20 protein-coding genes and 1 tRNA gene are annotated in these 19387 nt (G+C 68.9%); 11 read left to right on the top strand and 10 right to left on the bottom strand.

Annotated features, from left to right (window positions below; genetic code table 11):
* Positions 1-238: 238 nt before the first annotated feature.
* Entirely contained in the window at positions 239-1480 is a 1242-nt protein-coding gene (gene pepT, locus Q344_RS0103765) for a peptidase T (protein WP_028285491.1), read from the top strand.
* Positions 1481-1493: 13 nt separating this feature from the next.
* The gene (locus tag Q344_RS23035; protein ID WP_036538280.1) at positions 1494-1970 is read left to right on the top strand and encodes an ABA4-like family protein; all 477 of its coding nucleotides are present in this window, start codon (positions 1494-1496) and stop codon (positions 1968-1970) included.
* Here the strand turns inward: Q344_RS23035 and fabG are convergent.
* Both fabG and fabD read right to left on the bottom strand, forming a co-directional pair.
* On the bottom strand, positions 1945-2682 hold the full coding sequence (gene fabG / locus Q344_RS0103755) for a 3-oxoacyl-[acyl-carrier-protein] reductase (RefSeq protein WP_028285490.1): 738 nt from the start codon (positions 2680-2682) through the stop codon (positions 1945-1947). The genes Q344_RS23035 and fabG overlap by 26 nt on opposite strands.
* Before the next feature lie 98 nt (positions 2683-2780).
* Positions 2781-3722, bottom strand: coding sequence for an ACP S-malonyltransferase (gene fabD / locus Q344_RS0103750; RefSeq protein WP_028285489.1), 942 nt, complete (start codon positions 3720-3722; stop codon positions 2781-2783).
* A gap of 216 nt (positions 3723-3938) precedes the next feature.
* Between fabD and rpsF the strand changes: the two genes are divergently transcribed.
* Genes rpsF through rplI form a run of 3 tightly spaced genes read left to right on the top strand, consistent with a single transcriptional unit; the run spans position 3939 to position 5177 of the window.
* Positions 3939-4289: a 30S ribosomal protein S6 gene (rpsF, locus tag Q344_RS0103745; protein ID WP_028285488.1), complete on the top strand. Its 351-nt coding sequence runs from the start codon at positions 3939-3941 to the stop codon at positions 4287-4289.
* A 29-nt stretch (positions 4290-4318) separates the two neighbouring features.
* Positions 4319-4546 (top strand): 30S ribosomal protein S18, encoded by a 228-nt coding sequence (gene rpsR, locus Q344_RS0103740; RefSeq protein WP_005982441.1) that lies wholly within the window; start codon positions 4319-4321, stop codon positions 4544-4546.
* A 13-nt stretch (positions 4547-4559) separates the two neighbouring features.
* On the top strand, positions 4560-5177 hold the full coding sequence (rplI, locus tag Q344_RS0103735; RefSeq protein WP_028285487.1) for a 50S ribosomal protein L9: 618 nt from the start codon (positions 4560-4562) through the stop codon (positions 5175-5177).
* A gap of 157 nt (positions 5178-5334) precedes the next feature.
* Here the strand turns inward: rplI and tig are convergent, their stop codons facing one another.
* The 3 genes from tig to Q344_RS0103720 form a co-directional block, all read right to left on the bottom strand.
* Positions 5335-6663: a trigger factor gene (gene tig, locus Q344_RS0103730; protein ID WP_028285486.1), complete on the bottom strand. Its 1329-nt coding sequence runs from the start codon at positions 6661-6663 to the stop codon at positions 5335-5337.
* A gap of 574 nt (positions 6664-7237) precedes the next feature.
* Positions 7238-8110 carry a type IV pili methyl-accepting chemotaxis transducer N-terminal domain-containing protein gene (locus tag Q344_RS0103725; protein ID WP_028285485.1) on the bottom strand — a complete coding sequence of 291 codons (873 nt, stop codon included), beginning with the start codon at positions 8108-8110 and terminating at the stop codon, positions 7238-7240.
* 226 nt (positions 8111-8336) lie between these two features.
* A tRNA-Leu gene (locus Q344_RS0103720) sits at positions 8337-8421 on the bottom strand.
* A gap of 271 nt (positions 8422-8692) precedes the next feature.
* On the opposite strand from Q344_RS0103720, the gene Q344_RS23030 reads away from it, so the two are divergent.
* Positions 8693-9175: a Hint domain-containing protein gene (locus tag Q344_RS23030; RefSeq protein ID WP_036538273.1), complete on the top strand. Its 483-nt coding sequence runs from the start codon at positions 8693-8695 to the stop codon at positions 9173-9175.
* A gap of 63 nt (positions 9176-9238) precedes the next feature.
* Here Q344_RS23030 and Q344_RS0103710 read toward each other — a convergent pair whose 3' ends face one another.
* Complete coding sequence (locus Q344_RS0103710) at positions 9239-10720, bottom strand: bifunctional ADP-dependent NAD(P)H-hydrate dehydratase/NAD(P)H-hydrate epimerase (RefSeq protein ID WP_036538706.1); 1482 nt, start codon at positions 10718-10720, stop codon at positions 9239-9241.
* 193 nt (positions 10721-10913) lie between these two features.
* Between Q344_RS0103710 and Q344_RS0103705 the strand changes: the two genes are divergently transcribed.
* From Q344_RS0103705 to Q344_RS0103695, 3 genes are all read left to right on the top strand, one after another.
* Positions 10914-11252 carry a P-II family nitrogen regulator gene (locus tag Q344_RS0103705; protein ID WP_028285483.1) on the top strand — a complete coding sequence of 113 codons (339 nt, stop codon included), beginning with the start codon at positions 10914-10916 and terminating at the stop codon, positions 11250-11252.
* Positions 11253-11285: 33 nt separating this feature from the next.
* Positions 11286-12689, top strand: a complete 1404-nt coding sequence (glnA, locus tag Q344_RS0103700) for a type I glutamate--ammonia ligase (protein ID WP_028285482.1) — start codon at positions 11286-11288, stop codon at positions 12687-12689.
* Positions 12690-13017: 328 nt separating this feature from the next.
* Positions 13018-13890, top strand: coding sequence for a hypothetical protein (locus Q344_RS0103695; RefSeq protein WP_028285481.1), 873 nt, complete (start codon positions 13018-13020; stop codon positions 13888-13890).
* A 12-nt stretch (positions 13891-13902) separates the two neighbouring features.
* Here Q344_RS0103695 and Q344_RS0103690 read toward each other — a convergent pair whose 3' ends face one another.
* Entirely contained in the window at positions 13903-14640 is a 738-nt protein-coding gene (locus tag Q344_RS0103690) for a heme-dependent oxidative N-demethylase family protein (RefSeq protein ID WP_028285480.1), read from the bottom strand.
* Between the two features lie 130 nt (positions 14641-14770).
* On the opposite strand from Q344_RS0103690, the gene Q344_RS0103685 reads away from it, so the two are divergent.
* A complete protein-coding gene (locus Q344_RS0103685; protein WP_028285479.1) occupies positions 14771-15982 on the top strand; it encodes a bifunctional alpha/beta hydrolase/OsmC family protein in 1212 nt (403 codons plus the stop codon).
* A 63-nt stretch (positions 15983-16045) separates the two neighbouring features.
* On the opposite strand, the gene Q344_RS0103680 is transcribed toward Q344_RS0103685, so the two are convergent.
* The 3 genes from Q344_RS0103680 to Q344_RS23025 form a co-directional block, all read right to left on the bottom strand.
* Positions 16046-16651: a biotin transporter BioY gene (locus Q344_RS0103680; RefSeq protein ID WP_028285478.1), complete on the bottom strand. Its 606-nt coding sequence runs from the start codon at positions 16649-16651 to the stop codon at positions 16046-16048.
* Between the two features lie 71 nt (positions 16652-16722).
* Positions 16723-17130, bottom strand: coding sequence for a DUF6314 family protein (locus Q344_RS0103675; protein ID WP_028285477.1), 408 nt, complete (start codon positions 17128-17130; stop codon positions 16723-16725).
* Entirely contained in the window at positions 17127-17840 is a 714-nt protein-coding gene (locus Q344_RS23025; protein ID WP_051630249.1) for a YoaK family protein, read from the bottom strand. The genes Q344_RS0103675 and Q344_RS23025 overlap by 4 nt, the downstream gene beginning before the upstream one ends.
* A gap of 96 nt (positions 17841-17936) precedes the next feature.
* On the opposite strand from Q344_RS23025, the gene purB reads away from it, so the two are divergent.
* A complete protein-coding gene (purB, locus tag Q344_RS0103665) occupies positions 17937-19244 on the top strand; it encodes an adenylosuccinate lyase (RefSeq protein ID WP_028285476.1) in 1308 nt (435 codons plus the stop codon).
* The last annotated feature ends 143 nt before the right edge of the window (positions 19245-19387 follow it).

The following is a 19387-nucleotide window of genomic DNA, read 5'->3' as shown; positions in this document are numbered from 1 at the left end:
GCGCTCGTCATGCCCTGCCGGGCGGCTCTCCCCCGCAGACGCGGGAGGCCGACTGGCCCGCGAGCCACCCGGCAAAATCCTTCGCCGCCTATAGCATAAGCATGCGGGGAGGCAAACGCTTTCGCAAGGCGGCTGTTCCATGCCGCGAAGCAGCGTCCCGGGCGGGCCCGAACCCTGCCGCGCCTTGACTTTCCAAGGCCGCAGGGCGCTCATCCGCACGCAGATCAAGGAGACCGGAATGCGCACCGAATTCGACACCGAACTGGAAGAGCGGCTGGTCCGCTACGCCGCCATCGACAGCCAGTCGGACGAGGATTCGCCCGGATCGCCCTCCACCGACATCCAGCTCGACATGGCGCGCCTGCTGGTCGCCGAGCTCGAGGAGATGGGGGCCGAGGATGTCCATCTCACCGATTACGGCACCGTGCTCGCCACCGTTCCGGCAACCGCCGAAGGGCCGGTGCTGGGGCTTCTCGCCCATGTCGACACCGCGCCCGCCTACAACGCCACCGGCGTGAAGCCGGTCGTGCACCGCAATTACAACGGCGGCGAGATCGCCTTCGCCGATGCGCCCGAGCTGCGGCTCTCGCCCGAGATCTCGCCCTACCTCGGCCAGAAGGCTGGCGACGACATCATCACCGCCTCCGGCACCACGCTGCTCGGCGCCGACGACAAGGCGGGCATCGCCATCATCATGACCGCCGCGCGCCACCTGCTTGCCAACCCGTCGATCCCGCACGGACGGATCCGCATCGCCTTCACCCCGGACGAAGAGATCGGCCGCGGCGTCGATGCGCGCCTGCCCCCCGACCTCGGCGCCGATTACGCCTATACGTTCGACGGCTCGAAACCCGGCGAGATCATCTACGAGACCTTTTCGGCCGACGCCGCCCTGGTGACGGTCACGGGCGTCTCGGCACATCCCGGCTGGGCCAGGGACAAGCTGGTGAACGCGCTGCATCTGGCCGCGAAGATCGTCCAGACGCTGCCGCAGGTGACGCGCACGCCCGAGACGACGGACGGCCGCGCGGGCTTCCTCCACCTGACGGAGATGCGCGGCAATGCCGCCGAATGCGAACTGAAGCTCATCCTGCGGGACTTCGAGCTCGACGGGCTGGAGAGCCACGGCGCGCTCCTGCGCCAGGTCTGCGAGGCTGTCGCGGCCACCGAGCCGCGCGCGAGGATCACCTGCGAGATCCGGCCGCAATACCGCAACATGCGCTACTGGCTCGAGAAGGACATGACCCCCGTGGAGCTCGCCCGCGAGGCCTGCCGCGCCGTCGGGCTCGACCCGAAGGGTGAGCCGATCCGCGGCGGCACCGACGGCTCGCGCCTGACCGAGATGGGGGTGCCCACGCCCAACATCTTCACCGGGATGCAGGAGATCCACGGACCGCTCGAATGGATCTCGGTGCAGGACATGGGGCTTGCGACGAAGGTGGCGCTGGAGCTGGTGCAGCGCGCCGCCCGCGCCGGCTGAGAGGGGCGCCGCGATGACGACCTACGAGCTGCTCTTCTACCTCATCCACCTGCCCGTCATGGTGGGCTGGGCCTGCCTTGTCTTCGCCCCCCGCTCGGAGGTGACGGCACAGCTGGCCCACAGCGGCGCGATACCGCTGCTCCTCGGGCTGGTCTATGCGGCGCTGCTCTTCACCGGCGTCTTCCTCGGCCAATCGGCCGAGGGCGCGGGCATGTCCTCGCTTCCGGCCGTCATCGCGCTCCTCTCCCATCCGGTGGGCGCGCTGACCGGCTGGGTCCACTTCATCCTGTTCGATTTCTTCTGCGGCGCCTGGATCGCCCGCGACGCGGCCCGGCTGGGCCTGTCGCATGGCTGGACCGTGCCGGTCCTGATCCTGACGCTGATGTTCGGCCCGCTCGGGCTGGCGGCGCATGTCCTGCGGCGCCTCGCGACCGGCGCGGGGCTTTCCCTCGCCGGGGCGGCGCTCAGACCATCGTCATCCCGCCGTTGACGTGCAGCGTCGCGCCGGTGACGTAGCCGGCCTCGGCGCTGGCGAGGTAGAGCACCGCCGCCGCGATCTCCTCGGCCTCGCCCATGCGGCCCGCCGGGATCTGCCCGTTGATCTTGGCCTTCTGGTCGTCGTTCAGCTTGTCGGTCATCGCCGTCGCGATGAAGCCCGGGGCCACGCAGTTGACGGTGATCCCGCGGCTGGCGACCTCGTAGGCGATGGACTTCGACATCCCCACCATCCCGGCCTTCGAGGCGGCATAATTCGCCTGCCCCGGGTTGCCCGTGGTCCCGACGATCGACGAGATGTTCACGATCCGGCCCCAGCGGGCCTTCATCATCCCGCGCATCACGCCCCGGCACAGCCGCATGGTCGAGGTCAGGTTCACGTCGAGCACGCTCTGCCATTCCTCGTCCGACATCCGCATGAAGATCTGGTCCCGGGTGATGCCCGCGTTGTTCACCAGGATGTCGACCGCGCCCATGGCCTCCGCCGCCTGCTTCGGCAGCTCCGCCACGGCCTCCGCAACCCCGAGGTTGCAGGGCAGCACGAAGGCCCGCTCGCCGAGCTCCGCCGCCAGCGCCTCGAGCGGCTCGACCCGCGTGCCGCTCAGCCCCACAGAGGCACCCGCCCCGTGCAGCGCCTTGGCGATCGCGCCGCCGATGCCGCCCGATGCGCCCGTGACCAGCGCCGATTTTCCTGTCAGATCGAACATCTCTCGCCCTTCCGAACGGGTCCGTCCCGTTCTTCACTTTTCCGAAAATACTCTGCGGGGGTCCGGGGGCGCAAAGCCCCCGGCCGCTCTCCGTTGTCTCAGCCCCTGAGGCTCTCCGCCGCGGCCTTCACCTCGTCGGGCGTGCCGACCGGCCGGCACTCGATCTCGCGCGCGATCCGCCGGATCATGCCCGACAGCGCCTTGCCCGCGCCGATCTCCCAGATCTCGGTGACGCCGTTTCCGGCCATCCACATCACGCTCTCGCGCCAGCGGACCGAGCCCGTCACCTGCTCGACCAGCAGCTGCTCGATCTCGTGGGCCGCCTGCACCGGTTCGGCGCGGACGTTGGCGATGACCGGCACGGCCGGGACCTGCATCTCGATCTTCGCCAGCGCCTCGGCCATGACCTCGGCCGCGGGCGCCATCAGGGAGCAATGGAAGGGCGCGGAGACCGGCAGCAGCAGCGCGCGCTTGGCGCCCTTCTCCTTGGCGATCTCCACCGCGCGTTCCACCGCCGCCTTGTGGCCCGAGACCACCACCTGCGCGGGGTCGTTGTCGTTCGCGGCCTGGCAGACCTCGCCCTGCGCGGCCTCCTCGGCCACCTCGGTCGCGGTCGCGAAATCGAGACCCAGAAGCGCCGCCATGGCCCCCTGCCCGACCGGCACCGCGCTCTGCATCGCCTCGCCGCGGATCCGCAGAAGCCGGGCGGCGTCCGATACGCTCAGCGCCCCGGCGGCGGCCAGCGCCGAGTATTCGCCCAGCGAATGGCCCGCGACGCAGGTGGCATCCGTGATCGACACCCCCTCGGCCTCGAGCGCCCGGAAGGCCGCCAGGGAGGTCGCCATCAGCGCGGGCTGCGCGTTCCGCGTGAGCGTCAGCTCGTCCTGCTCGCCCTCCCAGATCAGCGCCGAGAGTTTTTCGCCCAGGGCCTCGTCGACCTCGTCGAAGACGGCGCGCGCCGCCGGATAGGCGTCGGCCAGCGCGCGGCCCATGCCGATCGTCTGGGCGCCCTGCCCGGGAAACACGAATGCGCGGCTCATATTGGCCCTCCCATGAATTGCTCCGTTGCGACCGGGGGATAAACGCTGGGGCCCCGGCTGTCCATCTCCCCCGCTTGCCCTTGCACGGGGCGGGGTTTCGGTCTAAGGGAGCGCTTCCTTCCGCACAGGATCTGAACCGCGCAGCCTCTCGTGACCGGCCCGCGGAAGGAGCCAGGGCCCGTCTATGAAATGCGCCTCGACAGAAATGGAGTGCACATGCCGCTTTACGAGCATGTATTCATCTCGCGCCAGGATCTTTCCAACGCGCAGGCCGAAGGTCTCATCGAGCACTTTGGCGCCGTCCTGTCCGACAACGGCGGGAAACTCGTGGATCACGAGTACTGGGGCGTCAAGACGATGGCCTACAAGATCAACAAGAACCGCAAGGGCCACTACGCCTTCCTCCGCTCCGACGCCCCGGCGCCGGCCGTCGAGGAAATGGAACGCCTGATGCGGCTGCATGACGACGTGATGCGCGTGCTGACCATCAAGGTCGACGAGCACGAAGAGGGTCCGTCGGCCCAGATGCAGAAGCGCGACGACCGCGACGACCGTCGCCGCCGCTGATCCAACGCCTGAACAAAGGAAGCTAAGACATGGCTGCTAAACCGTTTTTCCGCCGCCGGAAAGTCTGCCCCTTCTCGGGCGACAACGCGCCCAAGATCGACTACAAGGACACCCGCCTGCTGCAGCGCTACATCAGCGAACGCGGCAAGATCGTCCCGTCCCGCATCACCGCCGTCTCGGCCAAGAAGCAACGCGAACTCGCCCGTGCCATCAAGCGCGCGCGCTTCCTCGCCCTGCTTCCCTACGCCGTGAAATAAGGAGACCCGACCGATGGAAGTCATCCTTCTCGAACGCGTCGCCAAGCTTGGCCAGATGGGCGATGTCGTCACCGTCAAGCCCGGCTACGCCCGCAACTACCTGCTGCTGCAGGGCAAGGCGCTGACCGCCTCGAAAGAGAACATCGCCGCCTTCGAGGGCCAGAAGGCCCAGCTCGAGGCGCGCAACCTCGAGACCAAGAAAGAGGCCGAGGCGCTCGCCTCCCGTCTCGACGGCGAGAAGTTCGTCGTGATTCGCTCGGCCTCGGACGGCGGCAACCTCTACGGCTCCGTCACCCCGCGTGACGTTGCCGCGGTGACCGCCGAAGCCGGCTACACCGTCGAGCGCAAGCAGGTCATCATCCCGCAGCCGATCAAGGAACTTGGCCTGCACAAGGTGGACATCTACCTGCACCCCGAGGTCGAGGTCGAGATCACCCTGAACGTCGCCCGCTCGCCCGAAGAGGCCGAGATCCAGGCGCAGGGCAAGACCATCCAGGAGCTGGCCGCCGAAGAGGAAGCCGCTGCGGAATTCGAGATCTCGGAACTGTTCGACGATCTCGGCTCGGCCGCGTCGGACGACGAGGACGAGGGCCCGGCCCGCGAAGAGGCACCGGAGGAGGACGAGGACTGATCCTCTCCCCCTTGCCGGACCGACAGAGAACCGCGCCCCCGGGCGCGGTTTTTTCATGCCCGCCGCCCGGCAACGGAGCGCCCCCCGGGCGCCTACCCCGCAAACGAAAAGGGCCGCCCCACGGGGCGGCCCTTCGGTTCGATCGTCGCGGCGGCGATCACTCGTCGTCGAGCGCCTCGACAGCCTTCTGCAGCTCGTCCTTGGAGACTTCCTTCTCCTGGACCTTCGCCTGTTCGAAGACGTAGTCGACGACCTTGTCCTCGAAGATCGGCGCGCGCAGCTGCTGCTGCATCTGCGGATTGTTCTGCACGAATTCGAAGAACTGGCGTTCCTGGCCCGGGTACTGGCGCGCCTGGTTGAGGATCGCCTGGGTCATCTCGGAATCGGAGACCTCGACCTCGGCCTTCTGGCCCAGCTCGGCGAGCAGCAGGCCAAGGCGCACGCGGCGCTCGGCCAGCTTGTTGTGCTCCTCGGTCGGCTTGATCTCGCCGTGGTCGTGACCGTGATCGTCCGGGTGCTCTTCGTGGTAGAGCTGGTGCGCGATCTGGCCGGCTTCCGCCTCGACGAGGCTCGGCGGCAGGTCGAAGGAAACCTTCTTGTCCAGCGCGTCGAGCAGGGCGCGCTTCATGACGGCGCGGCCGGCCTGGTTGTACTCGGCCTCGAGCCGCTCGGTGATCTGGGCCTTCAGCGCAGCGAGGTCCTCGGCGCCGTATTTCTTCGCCAGCTCGTCGTCGACCGCGGCCTTCTCGGGGGCTTTCACCTCCTTGATGGTGCAGTCGAAGGTGGCTTCCTTGCCCTTCAGGTTCTCGGCCTGGTATTCCTCGGGGAAGGTGACCGTGACGGTCTTCTCCTCGCCGGCCTTCACGCCGGTGAGCTGTTCCTCGAAGCCCGGAATGAACTGGCCGGAGCCCAGCACCAGCGGGTAATCCTCGGCCGCGCCGCCCTCGAAGGGCTCGCCGTCGACCTTGCCGACGAAGTCGAAGACCACCTGGTCGCCCTCTTCCGCGGCGCCGTCCTTGGTTTCGAAGTTCTGGGCGTTCTCGGCGAGGTTCTCGAGCGCTTCGGTGACGGAGGCGTCATCGGCCTTCACCACGAGCTTCTCGAGCGCGATGTCGCTCAGGTCGACCTCGGGGATCTCGGGCAGCGCTTCGTAGGTCATGTCGACCACGACGTCGTCGCCTTCCTTCCAGGTCTCGCCGTCCTTCATCTGGACGTTCGGCTGGAGCGCCGGACGGTCGCCCGAATCCTCGAAATGCTTGTTCATCGCGCCGTCGATGGCTTCCTGCATCGCTTCGCCGATCAGGCGCTGGCCGAACTGCTTCTTGAGCAGGGCCATCGGGACCTTGCCCTTCCGGAAGCCCTTCATCTCGATCTCGGGCTGCGCCTCGACAAGCTTCTCGTTGACCTTCGCGTCCAGTTCGTCCGCCGTCAGCGTGATCTGGTAGCCGCGTTTCAGGCCTTCGTTCTGGGTCTCGGTGACCTGCATCCTGCGTCGTCCTCTCAGTTCGGTCGCGGGCCGCGGAAGGCGGCCGGAAATTCAGACGTCCTTCTATGAGGCGCGATGCAGTCATGCAAGGCGAAAACCCGTGCCGGGCGGGCTAATCCGCCGATCTGCCGCGACGCTCGCCGCCCTGCGCGACGCGGCCGCAGGCGGCGCGCTCGAGGCGCGTCCGAGGAACGCATCCCCACCGGTCCGGTGCGCGCTCCGGTCAAGGGCCGCGTCACCGAGCGCCTGCCTCTCGGCCCCGAAACGCGCAGGCGCCCTCCCTGCCCCGCCGGCCGTCGACGCCGCCCCGGGGTCAGCGAAGTGCGTATGGACGTGACGGCGCCTCGACACATTGGACCAAAGCGCGATCACCCGCAGGGCAGTTCCGCGCCCCTCGACGACAGGACGACCACGGTGCCTCGGCGCAACCGCAAGCGCCGCCTGCCTCCGGCGCGCGCCGACGGTCGCGGCCCCCGCGATGGCGACCCCGGTCTCAGGCCCGACCTCGGTTCGGCCCCCGCGGAGGACAATGGCGCCCTGCCGGGCTCCCGGCGGGTCCGGCCGCCGGCGCGGTTCACAGCGCCGCGTAAAGGCCGACCGTTTCGTTCATGACGATCAGCACCACTTCGGCCGCGCGGGCGAGCTGTGCCAGCCGATCCGGCCCCATGTCCGTGCCGCTGGCCAGCGCCTCGAGATCCGCGCCGAGCCAGCGCCACATCCGCACAATACGGACGAGCTGCGCGTCGATCTCGGGCGTGGGGACGGGAATGACGCCCGCCGCCGCGTCGCCGATGAGCAGGTTGGCAAGGCTGTGCTCGAACAGGGATTTCGTCGCAAGCACCTTGGCCTTCAGCGCCGCGCCGTGGCCGCTGCTCGCGGCGAAGCAGGCCTGCATCATCGCCTTCTGGATCAGCATGCGCTGGCGCCCGGCCAGGCTGACCGCCCCGGCCAGCTCCGGCGCGACAAGCCCCTGCGCATAGGCGTCCTCCATCCGCGTCACGACCTCGTTCGTGGCCTTCAGCAGCATCCCGGCCTGCGTGCGCAGCCTCGTGAGCGCCAATGCGGCGGCGGGTCCGCCCTCGCGGACGACCATCGCCGTCTCGCGCATCTTCGGCCAGAGCCTTTCGACCGCCGTCAGCGCCTCCAGCACGTCGGCCTGTGACTCGGGCGCAAGGTCCAGCTCGGCGTCACCGGCCCGCAGCCCCCTCTGCGTGCGGTCGAAGAGCGCCTCCGCCCTGTCGGCACGGGCGGCGTTCACCGCCGGTTCCGCCCCCGCATGGACAAGGCAGGCGGACATGGCGATGCGCTGCGACAGCATCCTCTGCCGCCCCGCAAGGTCGATCCGGTGCAGGATCGAGGCGCGCGCCTCCGGCGCGTCGCTGTCGCTGAGCGCCAATGCGGGCGGCGCGAAGATGAGGCAGGCCAGGACCATGGCGAGCAGGCGCATGGCGGTATCCTTCGATGATGCTCTGGCCGCCGTGTAGCCCGCCACGCGCTAAGACTTCGTGAATCCGGTCGGGATGATCCATCCCCGCACCACACACGTACAGAGAGGGCACGGACAACCCCCTCACGTTCCGTGCCGGCCCGGCAGGGTGCTGTCCCCGCACGATCCCGCCTGTCGGGCCGTCAGCTTTCCGGACGCCGGATGCGTGACATCAGTTCAGGAATTGTGGTGCGGGTGGAGGGACTTGAACCCCCACGCCTTGCGGCGCCAGAACCTAAATCTGGTGCGTCTACCAATTTCGCCACACCCGCGCGCCCCCGGGCCGCGCCGGGGTCCGCGCTGTCTATCAAAGCCCGGCAGGCGTGGCGAGAGGGAAATTTTGGCCCCGCAGCGCCCCGGCGGCACACTTGTTAATCCTTTCTTGAGATGTTCACGCGCAGGATGCGGGGACCGGCGGACGTCCTCTCAATTGCGGCGCGAATGGGGCGTCTGCCGCCACAATGCCCCGCGGAGTCCCGCCCCGCGGCCCATTTCGGCCATAATTCCCGGCGAAACAGGGCGGACCAGAAGGAGTTGACCGCCATGAAACCGTCCACATCGCAGCGCCAGACCCAGACCCGCCCCGCAGCGGAAGCTCCGGCAGGGATCGTGACGGGCACCCGCGTGCTCACGCTCGACGGCGAAATGCCGGTTGAATTCCTGACCCCGGGCGACCGGGTCATCACGCGCGACAGCGGAATGGCCGTGCTCCGCGACATCCGTGTGCGCAAGGTCGCCGTGGCGGCCGTGGCGATCGCCGCCGGATCGCTCGGGCACACCCGTCCCGACGAGGACATGATCCTGCCCGCCGCCCAGAAGGTGCTGGTGCGGGACTGGCGGGCGGAGGCGCTCTTCGGCGCGAAGCAGGCGATGGTGCCGGTGGCGCGCCTGGCCGACGGCCAATTCGTGCGCGAGATCGGCGAGCGCGAGCTGACGCTCTGCGAACTGGTCTTCGACAGCGCCCATGTGGTCTATGCCGGCGGGATGGAACTCGACGCGCCGGTGCCGGAGACGGCGACCGCCTGAACCAGCCGCAGCCGCAACCGGACAGGGCCGCTTTCGCGGCCCTTTTTCATGGGCGCCGCCGGCTCATGTGCCCGACAGACCGGCCATGACCCGTGGCAGGATCTCGGGCAGGTCCTCGGCGATGAGCCCCGGCCCGAAGGCCCGGGCACAGGCGGCATGCAGCCCGGCGGCGGTGAGCGCGGCTTCGCCGGGCGCCATCCCCCGGGCCAGCAGCCCCGTGACGAAACCCGCCAGCACGTCCCCTGCCCCTGCGGTCGCGAGCCACGGCGCCGCGTCATCGTAGACGGCGGCGCTGACGACGGCCTGTCCGTCCGGCGTGGCGACGATCGTGTCGGGGCCCTTCATGAGCAGCGTGCAGCCCGCCCGCGCCGCCGCCGCGCGCGCCGCGTCGGCGCGGCTCATCGCCGGGCCACGGCGTGCGGGGGCCGAGAGCCGGTCGGCAATGTCCGGGAAGAGCCGTGCGAATTCTCCCATGTGCGGGGTGAGCACGCAGCGCGGGTTCAGCCCGGCGAAGAGCGCCTGATCCTGCGCGACGGCCGTCAGCGCATCCGCGTCCAGCACGACCCCCGGCGCGTGCGGCGCGGAGAGCGCCGCCGGGACCAGCGCCGACGCGCGCTCGACGCCCAGCCCCGGTCCGAGGCAGAGCGCGGTGAGGCGGCGGTCCTCCAGCTGTTCGGCCAGCGCCTCCGGCCCGTCCATCCGCCGCAGCATCACGGCGGTGAGCTGCGCGGCGCATTCCATCATCGCCGCGCCGGGCGCGCCGAGCGTCACCAGCCCCGCCCCGATCCTGAGCGCGCCCCTGGCCGTCAGCCGGGCCGCGCCGGAACGCCCCATCCCGCCCGAGAGGACGAGCGCATGGCCATGGTCGAACTTGTGCCCCCCGGCCTTCGTCGGCGCCGCGGGCCGGTCGATCCGCCGCAAGGCACCACCGCTCGGAGGCAGGCCGATGTCGACAACCGAAAGCGCGCCGCAATGGTCCGGCCCCTCGGCCAGGTAATGGCCGGCCTTCGCGCGATGGAAGCTGACGGTGAGATCGGCCCGCACGGCCCGCTCGCCGATGACCCGGCCGCTGTCGCTGCAGAGCCCGCTCGGCAGGTCCACCGCGACGATCCGCGCACCCGGAGCGATGTCGGCGAGCAGGTCGAGCCAGGGCAGGTCCACCGGCCGGCTCAGCCCGGTGCCGAAGAGGGCGTCGATGACCAGATCGCGCGGCGCGGCACTGTCCCAGCCCGCCCCCAGGGTGCCGACCGCGCCCGCCGCGGCCCATCGGTCGTGAGCCGCGCGGGCATCCGGCGGCAGGCGCTCGGCCGAGCCGAGCAGGCGACTCTCGACCTCCCAGCCCCGGTCGCGCAGGAGGCGCGCGATCACGAAACCGTCGCCCCCGTTGTTGCCCGGCCCGCAGAGCACCAGCGCCCGGCCCGGCCCCGCGGCGAGCCGGGGCCAGCGCGCGAATGCCGCCTCAACCACGCCGCGGCCGGCGCGCTCCATCAGCTCGCCGCCGGTGCCAAGCCCGCGAGTCATGGCCTCGGCCTCGGCCGCGCGCATCTCTTCGGCGGTCAGAAGATCGGTGAAAGTGGAGGTGTTCACAAACTGCCCATTTCTTACGCTATCAGCCTTAATTTTCGGCGCGACCCCGCCGCTCCCGCTCGACACGGCCTGCCGGGTCAGTTAGCCAATTGTGGGTCCCGGACGAAAGTGGTCTGAGGTCGAACCGACGGGTCAGGCGAGGAGTATTCCCATGAAAAAGATCGAGGCGATCATCAAGCCGTTCAAGCTTGATGAGGTCAAGGAAGCGCTTCAGGACGTGGGCGTTCAGGGCCTCTCCGTGATCGAGGTCAAGGGCTTCGGGCGCCAGAAGGGCCACACCGAGCTCTACCGCGGCGCAGAATATGTCGTGGATTTCCTGCCGAAGGTGAAGATCGAGGTGGTGCTGGACGACGATCAGGTTGACAGCGCCGTCGAGGCGATCATCGATGCCGCCAAGACCGAGAAGATCGGCGACGGCAAGATCTTCGTCTCCTCTGTCGAGCAGGCGATCCGCATCCGTACCGGCGAGTCGGGCTCCGACGCGCTGTAAGAAACGTTCCTAGTCAAGGAAGGGATATAGGGAATGAGCGATAAGGTTCTGAAACTTATCAAGGACGAAGAGGCGGAATACGTCGATATCCGCTTCACCGATCCGCGCGGCAAGCTGCAGCACGTGACGGTCATGGCCGATCAGGTCGACGAGGACTTCCTCGAGGAAGGCTTCATGTTCGACGGTTCGTCCATCGAGGGCTGGAAGTCGATCGAAGCGTCGGACATGAAGCTGATGCCCGATCCGGACAGCGCCTATGTCGACCCCTTCTATGCCGAGAAGACCATCTGCCTGCATTGCTCCGTGGTCGAGCCGGACACCGGCGAAGCCTACGAGCGCGACCCGCGCGGCACCGCGCTGAAGGCAGAGGCCTACCTGAAGTCGTCCGGTATCGGCGATCAGGCGTTCATGGGTCCGGAAGCCGAGTTCTTCCTGTTCGACAACGTCAAGTACGCCGTGTCGATGAACAAGGTCTCCTACGAGGTCGACGCGATCGACGGCGCCTGGAACACCGACACCGATTACGAGATGGGCAACACCGGCCACCGTCCCGGCATCAAGGGCGGCTACTTCCCGGTCAACCCCGTCGATGACGGCCAGGACATCCGGGCCGAGATGCTCTCGACCATGAAGCGCATCGGCATGAAGGTCGACAAGCACCACCACGAGGTGGCGTCCTGCCAGCACGAGCTGGGCATGATCTTCTCGACCCTGACCGACCAGGCCGACCAGCTGCAGAAGTACAAGTACGTCATCCACAACGTGGCGCAGGCCTACGGCAAGACGGCGACCTTCATGCCGAAGCCGATCAAGGGCGACAACGGCACCGGGATGCACGTGAACATGTCGATCTGGAAGGACGGCAAGCCGCTCTTCGCGGGCGACAAATACGCCGACCTGTCTCAGGAAGCCCTGTGGTACATCGGCGGCATCCTGAAGCACGCCAAGGCGCTGAACGCCTTCACCAACCCCGGGACCAACTCCTACAAGCGTCTGATCCCGGGCTTCGAGGCCCCCGTGCTGCGCGCCTATTCGGCCCGCAACCGTTCGGGCTGCGTCCGGATCCCCTGGACCGAGTCGCCCAAGGCGAAACGCGTCGAGGCCCGCTTCCCCGATCCGTCGGCGAACCCCTACCTGTGCTTCGCCGCGCTCCTGATGGCCGGTCTCGACGGCATCAAGAACAAGATCGATCCGGGCGAAGCCATGGACAAGAACCTCTACGACCTGCCCCCCGAGGAGCTGGCCGACATCCCGACCGTCTGCGGCTCGCTCCGCGAGGCGCTCGAGGAGCTGCAGAAGGACATGGACTTCCTGCTGGCCGGCGACGTCTTCACGAAGGACCAGATCGAGGGCTACATCGGCCTGAAGATGCACGAGCTCGAGATGTACGAGCACACGCCGCATCCGGTCGAATACGCGATGTACTACTCCTGCTGAGCCGATCGGCAGCGACAGGGAAAGGGCGCCTCCGGGCGCCCTTTTTTGTGGGTGCAATGCCGGAAACGTGAGCAATTCTCCGCGCATTTTCGCAAGGTAAGGACGGGCTCGAGGCTTCGGGTTCTGGGCAGGATTGCCGCATTTGCCCCCTGTATTCCTGGCTTTCGGGCACGAATGTGGCGCAAGACACATTCAGTGCCCAGAATTTACCCAGATGCGGCGGATTCGCCAGGATTCATGTCCGATTTTCATCTCATTTCGCGGCGAAACTGGCGGGGAATGCGGGAAGAAGACCCGTGCAAACTCGCAAAAAGAGTGCGGCACACAGATGATCCAAGACCCCGAAACCTACGAGGCCGCCCTGGTCCTCGGCGCGGATGCCGAGATCGCGGTCCACCAGCTCATCGCCCCGGCGCTGACCGCGCTGGATGTGTTCGGAATCGACGCGCGGCAGACCGGAGGCGGCTGCACCGGCGCGGCGCTTTCCGGCGAGGCCGTCACCGTCGGGATCACCATGGACGAGACCGAGGCCGAGGACGGGCCCGCGGTCCGTGTCGCCTTCACCGTCACCCAGACCGGCGCGCTGCCCTCCGGCCACCCGCAGGCCGCCGCGGCCCTTCTGGCCGAGATGCTGCACATCGCCATCGAAGAGACGGGCGCCAGCTTCGTCGACTGGCAGGGCGCGCTGATCCCGGCGCGCACCTATCAGGAGGCCGTTACCTCGGTCCGCCTTGCCGCCGACCCGGCCGCCCGTGCCGTGGCCGAGATGGTCAGCGCGGATATGCACCGGGACGACGCGGACGAGGCGGAGGACGCCTGCGCGGTTGCGCAGACCCCTGCCCCGACGCCGACGCCCCTGCCGCGCCGGGTGAAGCCTGCCACCCACCACCGTCACCTCGGCACGCGGGTGAACGTGCATCACTACAAGACCCGCGCCGCCACCGCCCGCCGGATGCGTTGCTGGGACAATTTCGACGATTACGTCGCCGCCGAAGTGGCGCGCCTGAAGCCCCGGAAGGCCGGAGAGCCGCTGTCCGACGTCTTCCGTGTCGATCTGCCGATCCCGCCCGAGATGGTCCCGCAGCCCAAGGTGAAGTTCGAACGGCGTGTCGCGAGCCTCGTCCTCACGGCCTCGCTCACGCTCCTCGGCCTTGGCCTGCACGAGGCCGTGGCGGCCACGCTCCAGGCGCTGCCGTTCTGAGGGCGCCCCGGCTCAGGCCGGGGGCCATTCCACCATGTAGGTGTGAATCCCGAAGATCACCGCCCGCGTGCGCGGCAGGCGCAGGATCGTCTGCCGTTCGCTGCGCAGGTAGGGCATGCCCGTCGCGCGGATCTTGTCGGCATATTCCAGTTTCGGCCGGAAGAGCGCCGTGTCGTTCGTCGGCAGCCAGTTGAACCGCCAGAGCGGTCGCCCGACCTGCACCCCGTCGAAGAGCCGCTGCACACGGCGCCCGATCCCTTCGTCATACTCCTCGACCGGGGCATGGATGCGCATCAGCGGACGGCCGATCTTCTGCGCAAGCGTCCAGGCCGAGGGGAAACAGAGCACCGCGCCGGTGAGCACGTGTTCAGCGGCTCCCGCGGGCTTTTCCAGGATGCAGAGGTCCTCCTGCACCAGCAGGCCCAGCGTGCCCAGCGGGTCGGCCGGATCGAGCGTGACGGTGACCCCGTCGGGGCGCGTCACCGTGCCCTCGGCGCAGCTGTAGCCCGCGCGGGTCTGCAGGAAGGCCAGCACGCTCTCCATGAGCTCGGAGGCGGCCTCGGCACCTTCGGGGGTGAGGGCGACGACCTTGTCGCGCATCCCGCCGAGCAGGCGGGCGCGTTCGGCCATCTGCCCGGCAAAGGCGTCGTCGGCGATCAGCCATTCGCCAGGGTCGAGCGGCTGGATGCCCGGCAGCGGGCGGCGGTCGGTCTCGGCATAGGGCAAGCGGGTCTGGAGGATCGGCGTCATGGCACTGTTCTGCGACGCGCCGCCTCCCGGTGCAAGCGGCTCAACTCCGCGTGACGCCCGGGATTGCGCGCTTGCCCGCCGGATGCGCAGCTTGCAGGGTCCCCTCTGAGCGCGACGATCGGAGGGCCTCATGCCAACGCAACGCATCAGCTTCGAGGGACATGACGGAAGCACCCTCGCTGCCCGGCTCGACATGCCCGATGGGCCCCGGCTGGCGACCGCGCTCTTCGCGCATTGCTTCACCTGCGGCAAGGACATCGCCGCCGCGCGCCGGATCTCGCAACGGCTGGCCTCGATGGGCATCGCGGTGCTGCGATTCGACTTCACCGGTCTTGGCCATTCGGACGGGGAATTCGCCAACACGACGTTTACGTCGAACGTCGAGGACCTCGTCCGTGCGGCCCGACACCTTGCGGACACGGGCCATGCGCCCGAGCTGCTGATCGGACATTCGCTGGGCGGCGCGGCAATCCTGAAGGCCGCCGGGCAGATCGCCTCCGCCAAGGCCGTCGTCGCCATCGCGGCCCCCTTCGACCCGGCCCATGTGGAGCACAACTTCGCCGATGCGCTGGACGAGATCGCGCGCCGCGGCGAGGCCGTGGTGACGCTGGGCCAGCGGCCCTTCACCATCCGGCGGCAGTTCGTGGAGGATATCGAGGCGACCTCTCTCGGCCCCGCGATCCGCGAGCTCCGCCGCGCGCTCCTGATCCTGCACGCCCCGCGCGACGAGAGCGTCGGGATCGAGAACGCCGCGCGCATCTTCACCGCCGCCCGCCATCCGAAAAGCTTCGTCACGCTCGACGATTCCGATCACCTTGTCTCGCGCGCCGACGATGCCGAATACGCGGCCGAGGTCATTGCCGCCTGGCTCACGCGCTACGTGACGCTGACGCCGCCCGCACCGCCGCCCGGCGCGCCCGAGGGCATCGTGCGGGTTTCCGAAGCGGACCCCGACGGATTCATGCAGGACGTGAATGACGGTCCCTATCACCATGTGATCGCAGACGAACCCGAAGGCTACGGCGGGACCAACCGCGGCATGTCGCCCTACGGGTTCCTGTCCGCGGCGCTTGGCGCCTGTACCTCGATGACCATCCGCATGTACGCCCGCCGCAAGGGCTGGGATCTGGACCATGTGCAGGTGGATGTGAGCCACGACAAGGTCCATGCACAGGACGCCGGCAGCGCCTCGGACGAGAAGGTCGACACCTTCCAGCGCCGCATCCGGCTCGAGGGCAGGCTGACGGCCGCGCAGCGCGCCAAGCTGCGCGAGATCGCCGACAAGTGCCCGGTCCACAAGACGCTCGAGCGGTCCTCCCGCGTGCTGACCGACCTCGACTGAGCCATGGAAAAACGCGGCCCCGGGAGGGGCCGCGTTCCTGGTTCCGAACCGGGTGGACCGGGATCAGCCGCGGGCGCGGCCGACCAGCTTCCACGCCGCGGGCAGGATCATCGCCGCCAGCGCCAGCTTCATCAGGTCGCCGATGACGAAGGGCGTCAGGCCCCATTCGAGGATCGGCTTGTCCCAGCCGTAGATCTGGCCCAGCCACAGAAGGCCCGGCACGTAGAGGATGATGTTGCCGGCCAGCATCGCCACGGCCATCCAGACCACCGAACGGTCCCAGCCCCGGCGGGCCAGCGCGCCCAGCAGGACGGTGGCCATCACGTAGCCCAGCAGGTAGCCGCCGGTGGAGCCCGTCATGTAGTCGATGCCGGACAATTCGGCCGTCGAGGACTGGAAGACGTCGAAGCCGAGCGCCCCGATCAGCATGTAGCCGATGATCGTGACAAGCCCGAGCCGCGCGCCATAGGCCGCGCCGATGGTCAGCACGGCGAAGGTGCCCATGTTCACCGCGACGGGCGACGGCGGGACCGGCAGCTTGATCTTCGCCATGATGGCCAGCAGGGCGATCCCCGCCACCACCAGAAACGCCTGCTTGATGCGAAGTGCTGCGCCTTCGCTGGGACCGAATGTCTCGGTCAGAACCCTGTCAGTCATCGCCTGCGCCATGCGCGAGTGCCTCCTCTGAGTGTTTCGCCCCCGGTAATGCCGCGTCGCCGCCTCCGGTGCAAGCCTCGGGCTCACCGGCTGTAGGTGCTGTGCATCACGTAGGATTTGCGCGGGCCCGCCACCTGCCAGACGGCGTGCCAGCGCGGCCAGCCCGTGAAGTCATAGGCCACCCGGTAGTGATCAGGGGCGCAGGGGTGCTCGGCCTCGGGGCGCGGCTCCGTCGGATCGAAATCGTGAAACGGGCGGAGGTCGTCGAAGAATACCGCGATGCGCGCCCCCACGCCGCGCCAGAGGTAGCGGCGTTCGGCGCGGAAGGCGCCCTGCCCCTCGATCCGCATCTCGCCCGTCTCCTGCAGGACCAGCCCCGCGCCGTCCGGCGTGAAGACCGCCTCGCCGGTGAAGCGCGCGTCCGGCCCGAGGGCGTTCTCCACCCGGCGGTCCAGCCGCCAGACCCCCTCGAAGGGCGCGAGCGCGCTCATCCTCCGACCGCCCGGCTGAGCCCGCGCGCCGTCCGGCGCGGCAGCACCAGCCCCGCGAGCGCCAATGCGGCCGCGCAGCCCGCCGGCACCCAGAGCGCGCCCGCGCCCCAGTGCATGGCCAGCCCCGCCCCGGCCACGGCCCCCGCCGCCATGCCGCACCACGGCACGATCTGGATCTCCCAGCCCGGCCGCGCCTCTCCGCGCAGCCGCCGCCCCAGCCCCTTGCCGAAGCGCGACAGCGCGCCCGTGACATAGGTCAGCCCGATCGGCAGGCCCGCGACCTGCTCGACCGCCGCGTTCAGCACCGCCATCGCCAGCACCGCCAGCAGGAACCCCGCGAGCGGCCAGGCAAAGACCAGCGCCGCGCCCGCGACCAGCAGCGCCACCAGCCCCAGCACCCGTGTAAAGGCCCGCCGCCCGCGCCCCGCCACCAGCACGCCGAGCGCATTGCCCGCGACGAAGACCGCGACGGCCAGCAGCATCGGCAGGGCGGCGCCGAAGCGCCCCTCGGCCAGCGCCACCCCGGCGCGCGTCGTGTTGCCGGACATGAAGGAGACGAAATTGCCCGCGATCATCAGCCCGATCGCGTCGGTCATCCCCGCCAGGGCCGAGACGGCGGCCACGAAGACGAGGGCGACCCGCAGCCGGTGCCGCTCGACCCGGCGCCGCGCCTGGCGCGCGCGCATCCCCGTTTCCTCTGCCTGACGCATCGGCCCGTCTCCCTTCGCGCGGCGGACAGCCGCCTTGCCCCGCGCGCCCCCCGGGAGTAATGACCGCGGCGAACAAGGTAAAGGAGCGCCGCGCCCATGATCCCCCGCTATTCCCGCCCCGAGATGACCGCGATCTGGGAGCCCGCCACCAAGTTCCGCATCTGGTACGAGATCGAGGCCCATGCCTGCGACGCCATGGCGGATCTCGGCGTCATCCCGCGCGAGAACGCCGAGGCGGTGTGGAAGGCGAAGGACGTGGAGTTCGACGTCGCCCGCATCGACGAGATCGAGGCCGTCACCAAGCATGACGTCATCGCCTTCCTGACCCATCTGGCCGAACACGTCGGTTCGGAAGAGGCGCGCTTCGTGCACCAGGGGATGACCTCGTCGGACGTGCTCGACACCTGCCTCAACGTGCAGCTGACCCGGGCCGCCGACATCCTGCTGGCCGATCTCGACCGCGTGCTGGCCGCGCTGAAGAAGCGCGCGATGGAGCACAAGATGACCGTGCGCGTCGGCCGCTCCCACGGGATCCATGCCGAGCCCACGACGATGGGCCTGACCTTCGCCCGCTTCTACGCCGAGATGGACCGCAACAAGGCGCGCCTGCAAGCCGCGCGCGAGGAGATCGCCACCGGCGCGATCTCGGGCGCCGTCGGCACCTTCGCCAACATCGACCCCCGCGTGGAGGAACATGTCTGCGCGCAACTCGGCCTGAAGCCCGAGCCGATCTCCACCCAGGTGATCCCGCGCGACCGCCACGCGATGTTCTTCGCGGTGCTCGGTGTCATCGCCTCCTCGATCGAGAACGTCGCGATCGAGATCCGGCACATGCAGCGCACCGAGGTCCTGGAAGGGGCGGAGTTCTTCTCGATGGGCCAGAAGGGCTCCTCGGCGATGCCGCACAAGAAGAACCCGGTGCTGACCGAGAACCTCACCGGCCTCGCCCGCCTGGTGCGCATGGCGGTCGTCCCGGCGATGGAGAACGTGGCCCTCTGGCACGAGCGCGACATCTCGCACAGCTCCGTCGAACGCGGCATCGGCCCGGATGCTACGATCACCCTCGACTTCGCGCTGAACCGGCTTGCCGGCGTGATCGACAAGATGCTGATCTTCCCCGAGAACATGCTCGAGAACATGAACCGCTTCCCGGGCCTCGTGATGTCCCAGCGGGTGCTCCTCGCCCTGACCCAGGCCGGCGTGTCGCGGGAAGATGCCTACGCCATGGTCCAGCGCAACGCGCTCAAGGTCTGGGAAGACCGCGTCGATTTCCGCGAGCAGCTCCTCGCCGACGAGGACGTGGTGAAGGCGCTCGGCGTCGACCGGATCAACGAGAAGTTCGACATGGATTACCACACGAAGCACGTCGACACGATCTTCGCCCGCGTCTTCGGCGAAAGCTGACGCCCCTCTTTCCTCTGGTCCCCACTTTCCTCTGGTTCATGTATCCCGGGGGAGTCGCGGGTCGACAGACCCGCGACGGGGGCAGAGCCCCCATTCTTCCGCTGCCTGTCGTCCTCTCCCGGCGGTCTCCCTCTGTACCATTG

The sequence above is a fragment of the Pseudooceanicola nanhaiensis DSM 18065 genome, assembly GCF_000688295.1.
GTDB lineage: Bacteria > Pseudomonadota > Alphaproteobacteria > Rhodobacterales > Rhodobacteraceae > Pseudooceanicola > Pseudooceanicola nanhaiensis.
The sequence above is the reverse complement of the archived record's forward strand: the minus strand, read 5'-3'. Positions and strand labels throughout refer to the sequence as shown.

Coding starts and splice junctions, on each gene's coding strand:
- pepT (WP_028285491.1), top strand. CDS start 239: ATGCGCACCGAATTCGACACCGAACTGGAAGAGCGGCTGGTCCGCTAC.
- Q344_RS23035 (WP_036538280.1), top strand. CDS start 1,494: ATGACGACCTACGAGCTGCTCTTCTACCTCATCCACCTGCCCGTCATG.
- fabG (WP_028285490.1), bottom strand. CDS start 2,682: ATGTTCGATCTGACAGGAAAATCGGCGCTGGTCACGGGCGCATCGGGC.
- fabD (WP_028285489.1), bottom strand. CDS start 3,722: ATGAGCCGCGCATTCGTGTTTCCCGGGCAGGGCGCCCAGACGATCGGC.
- rpsF (WP_028285488.1), top strand. CDS start 3,939: ATGCCGCTTTACGAGCATGTATTCATCTCGCGCCAGGATCTTTCCAAC.
- rpsR (WP_005982441.1), top strand. CDS start 4,319: ATGGCTGCTAAACCGTTTTTCCGCCGCCGGAAAGTCTGCCCCTTCTCG.
- rplI (WP_028285487.1), top strand. CDS start 4,560: ATGGAAGTCATCCTTCTCGAACGCGTCGCCAAGCTTGGCCAGATGGGC.
- tig (WP_028285486.1), bottom strand. CDS start 6,663: ATGCAGGTCACCGAGACCCAGAACGAAGGCCTGAAACGCGGCTACCAG.
- Q344_RS0103725 (WP_028285485.1), bottom strand. CDS start 8,110: ATGCGCCTGCTCGCCATGGTCCTGGCCTGCCTCATCTTCGCGCCGCCC.
- Q344_RS23030 (WP_036538273.1), top strand. CDS start 8,693: ATGAAACCGTCCACATCGCAGCGCCAGACCCAGACCCGCCCCGCAGCG.
- Q344_RS0103710 (WP_036538706.1), bottom strand. CDS start 10,720: ATGCGCGCGGCCGAGGCCGAGGCCATGACTCGCGGGCTTGGCACCGGC.
- Q344_RS0103705 (WP_028285483.1), top strand. CDS start 10,914: ATGAAAAAGATCGAGGCGATCATCAAGCCGTTCAAGCTTGATGAGGTC.
- glnA (WP_028285482.1), top strand. CDS start 11,286: ATGAGCGATAAGGTTCTGAAACTTATCAAGGACGAAGAGGCGGAATAC.
- Q344_RS0103695 (WP_028285481.1), top strand. CDS start 13,018: ATGATCCAAGACCCCGAAACCTACGAGGCCGCCCTGGTCCTCGGCGCG.
- Q344_RS0103690 (WP_028285480.1), bottom strand. CDS start 14,640: ATGACGCCGATCCTCCAGACCCGCTTGCCCTATGCCGAGACCGACCGC.
- Q344_RS0103685 (WP_028285479.1), top strand. CDS start 14,771: ATGCCAACGCAACGCATCAGCTTCGAGGGACATGACGGAAGCACCCTC.
- Q344_RS0103680 (WP_028285478.1), bottom strand. CDS start 16,651: ATGGCGCAGGCGATGACTGACAGGGTTCTGACCGAGACATTCGGTCCC.
- Q344_RS0103675 (WP_028285477.1), bottom strand. CDS start 17,130: ATGAGCGCGCTCGCGCCCTTCGAGGGGGTCTGGCGGCTGGACCGCCGG.
- Q344_RS23025 (WP_051630249.1), bottom strand. CDS start 17,840: ATGCGTCAGGCAGAGGAAACGGGGATGCGCGCGCGCCAGGCGCGGCGC.
- purB (WP_028285476.1), top strand. CDS start 17,937: ATGATCCCCCGCTATTCCCGCCCCGAGATGACCGCGATCTGGGAGCCC.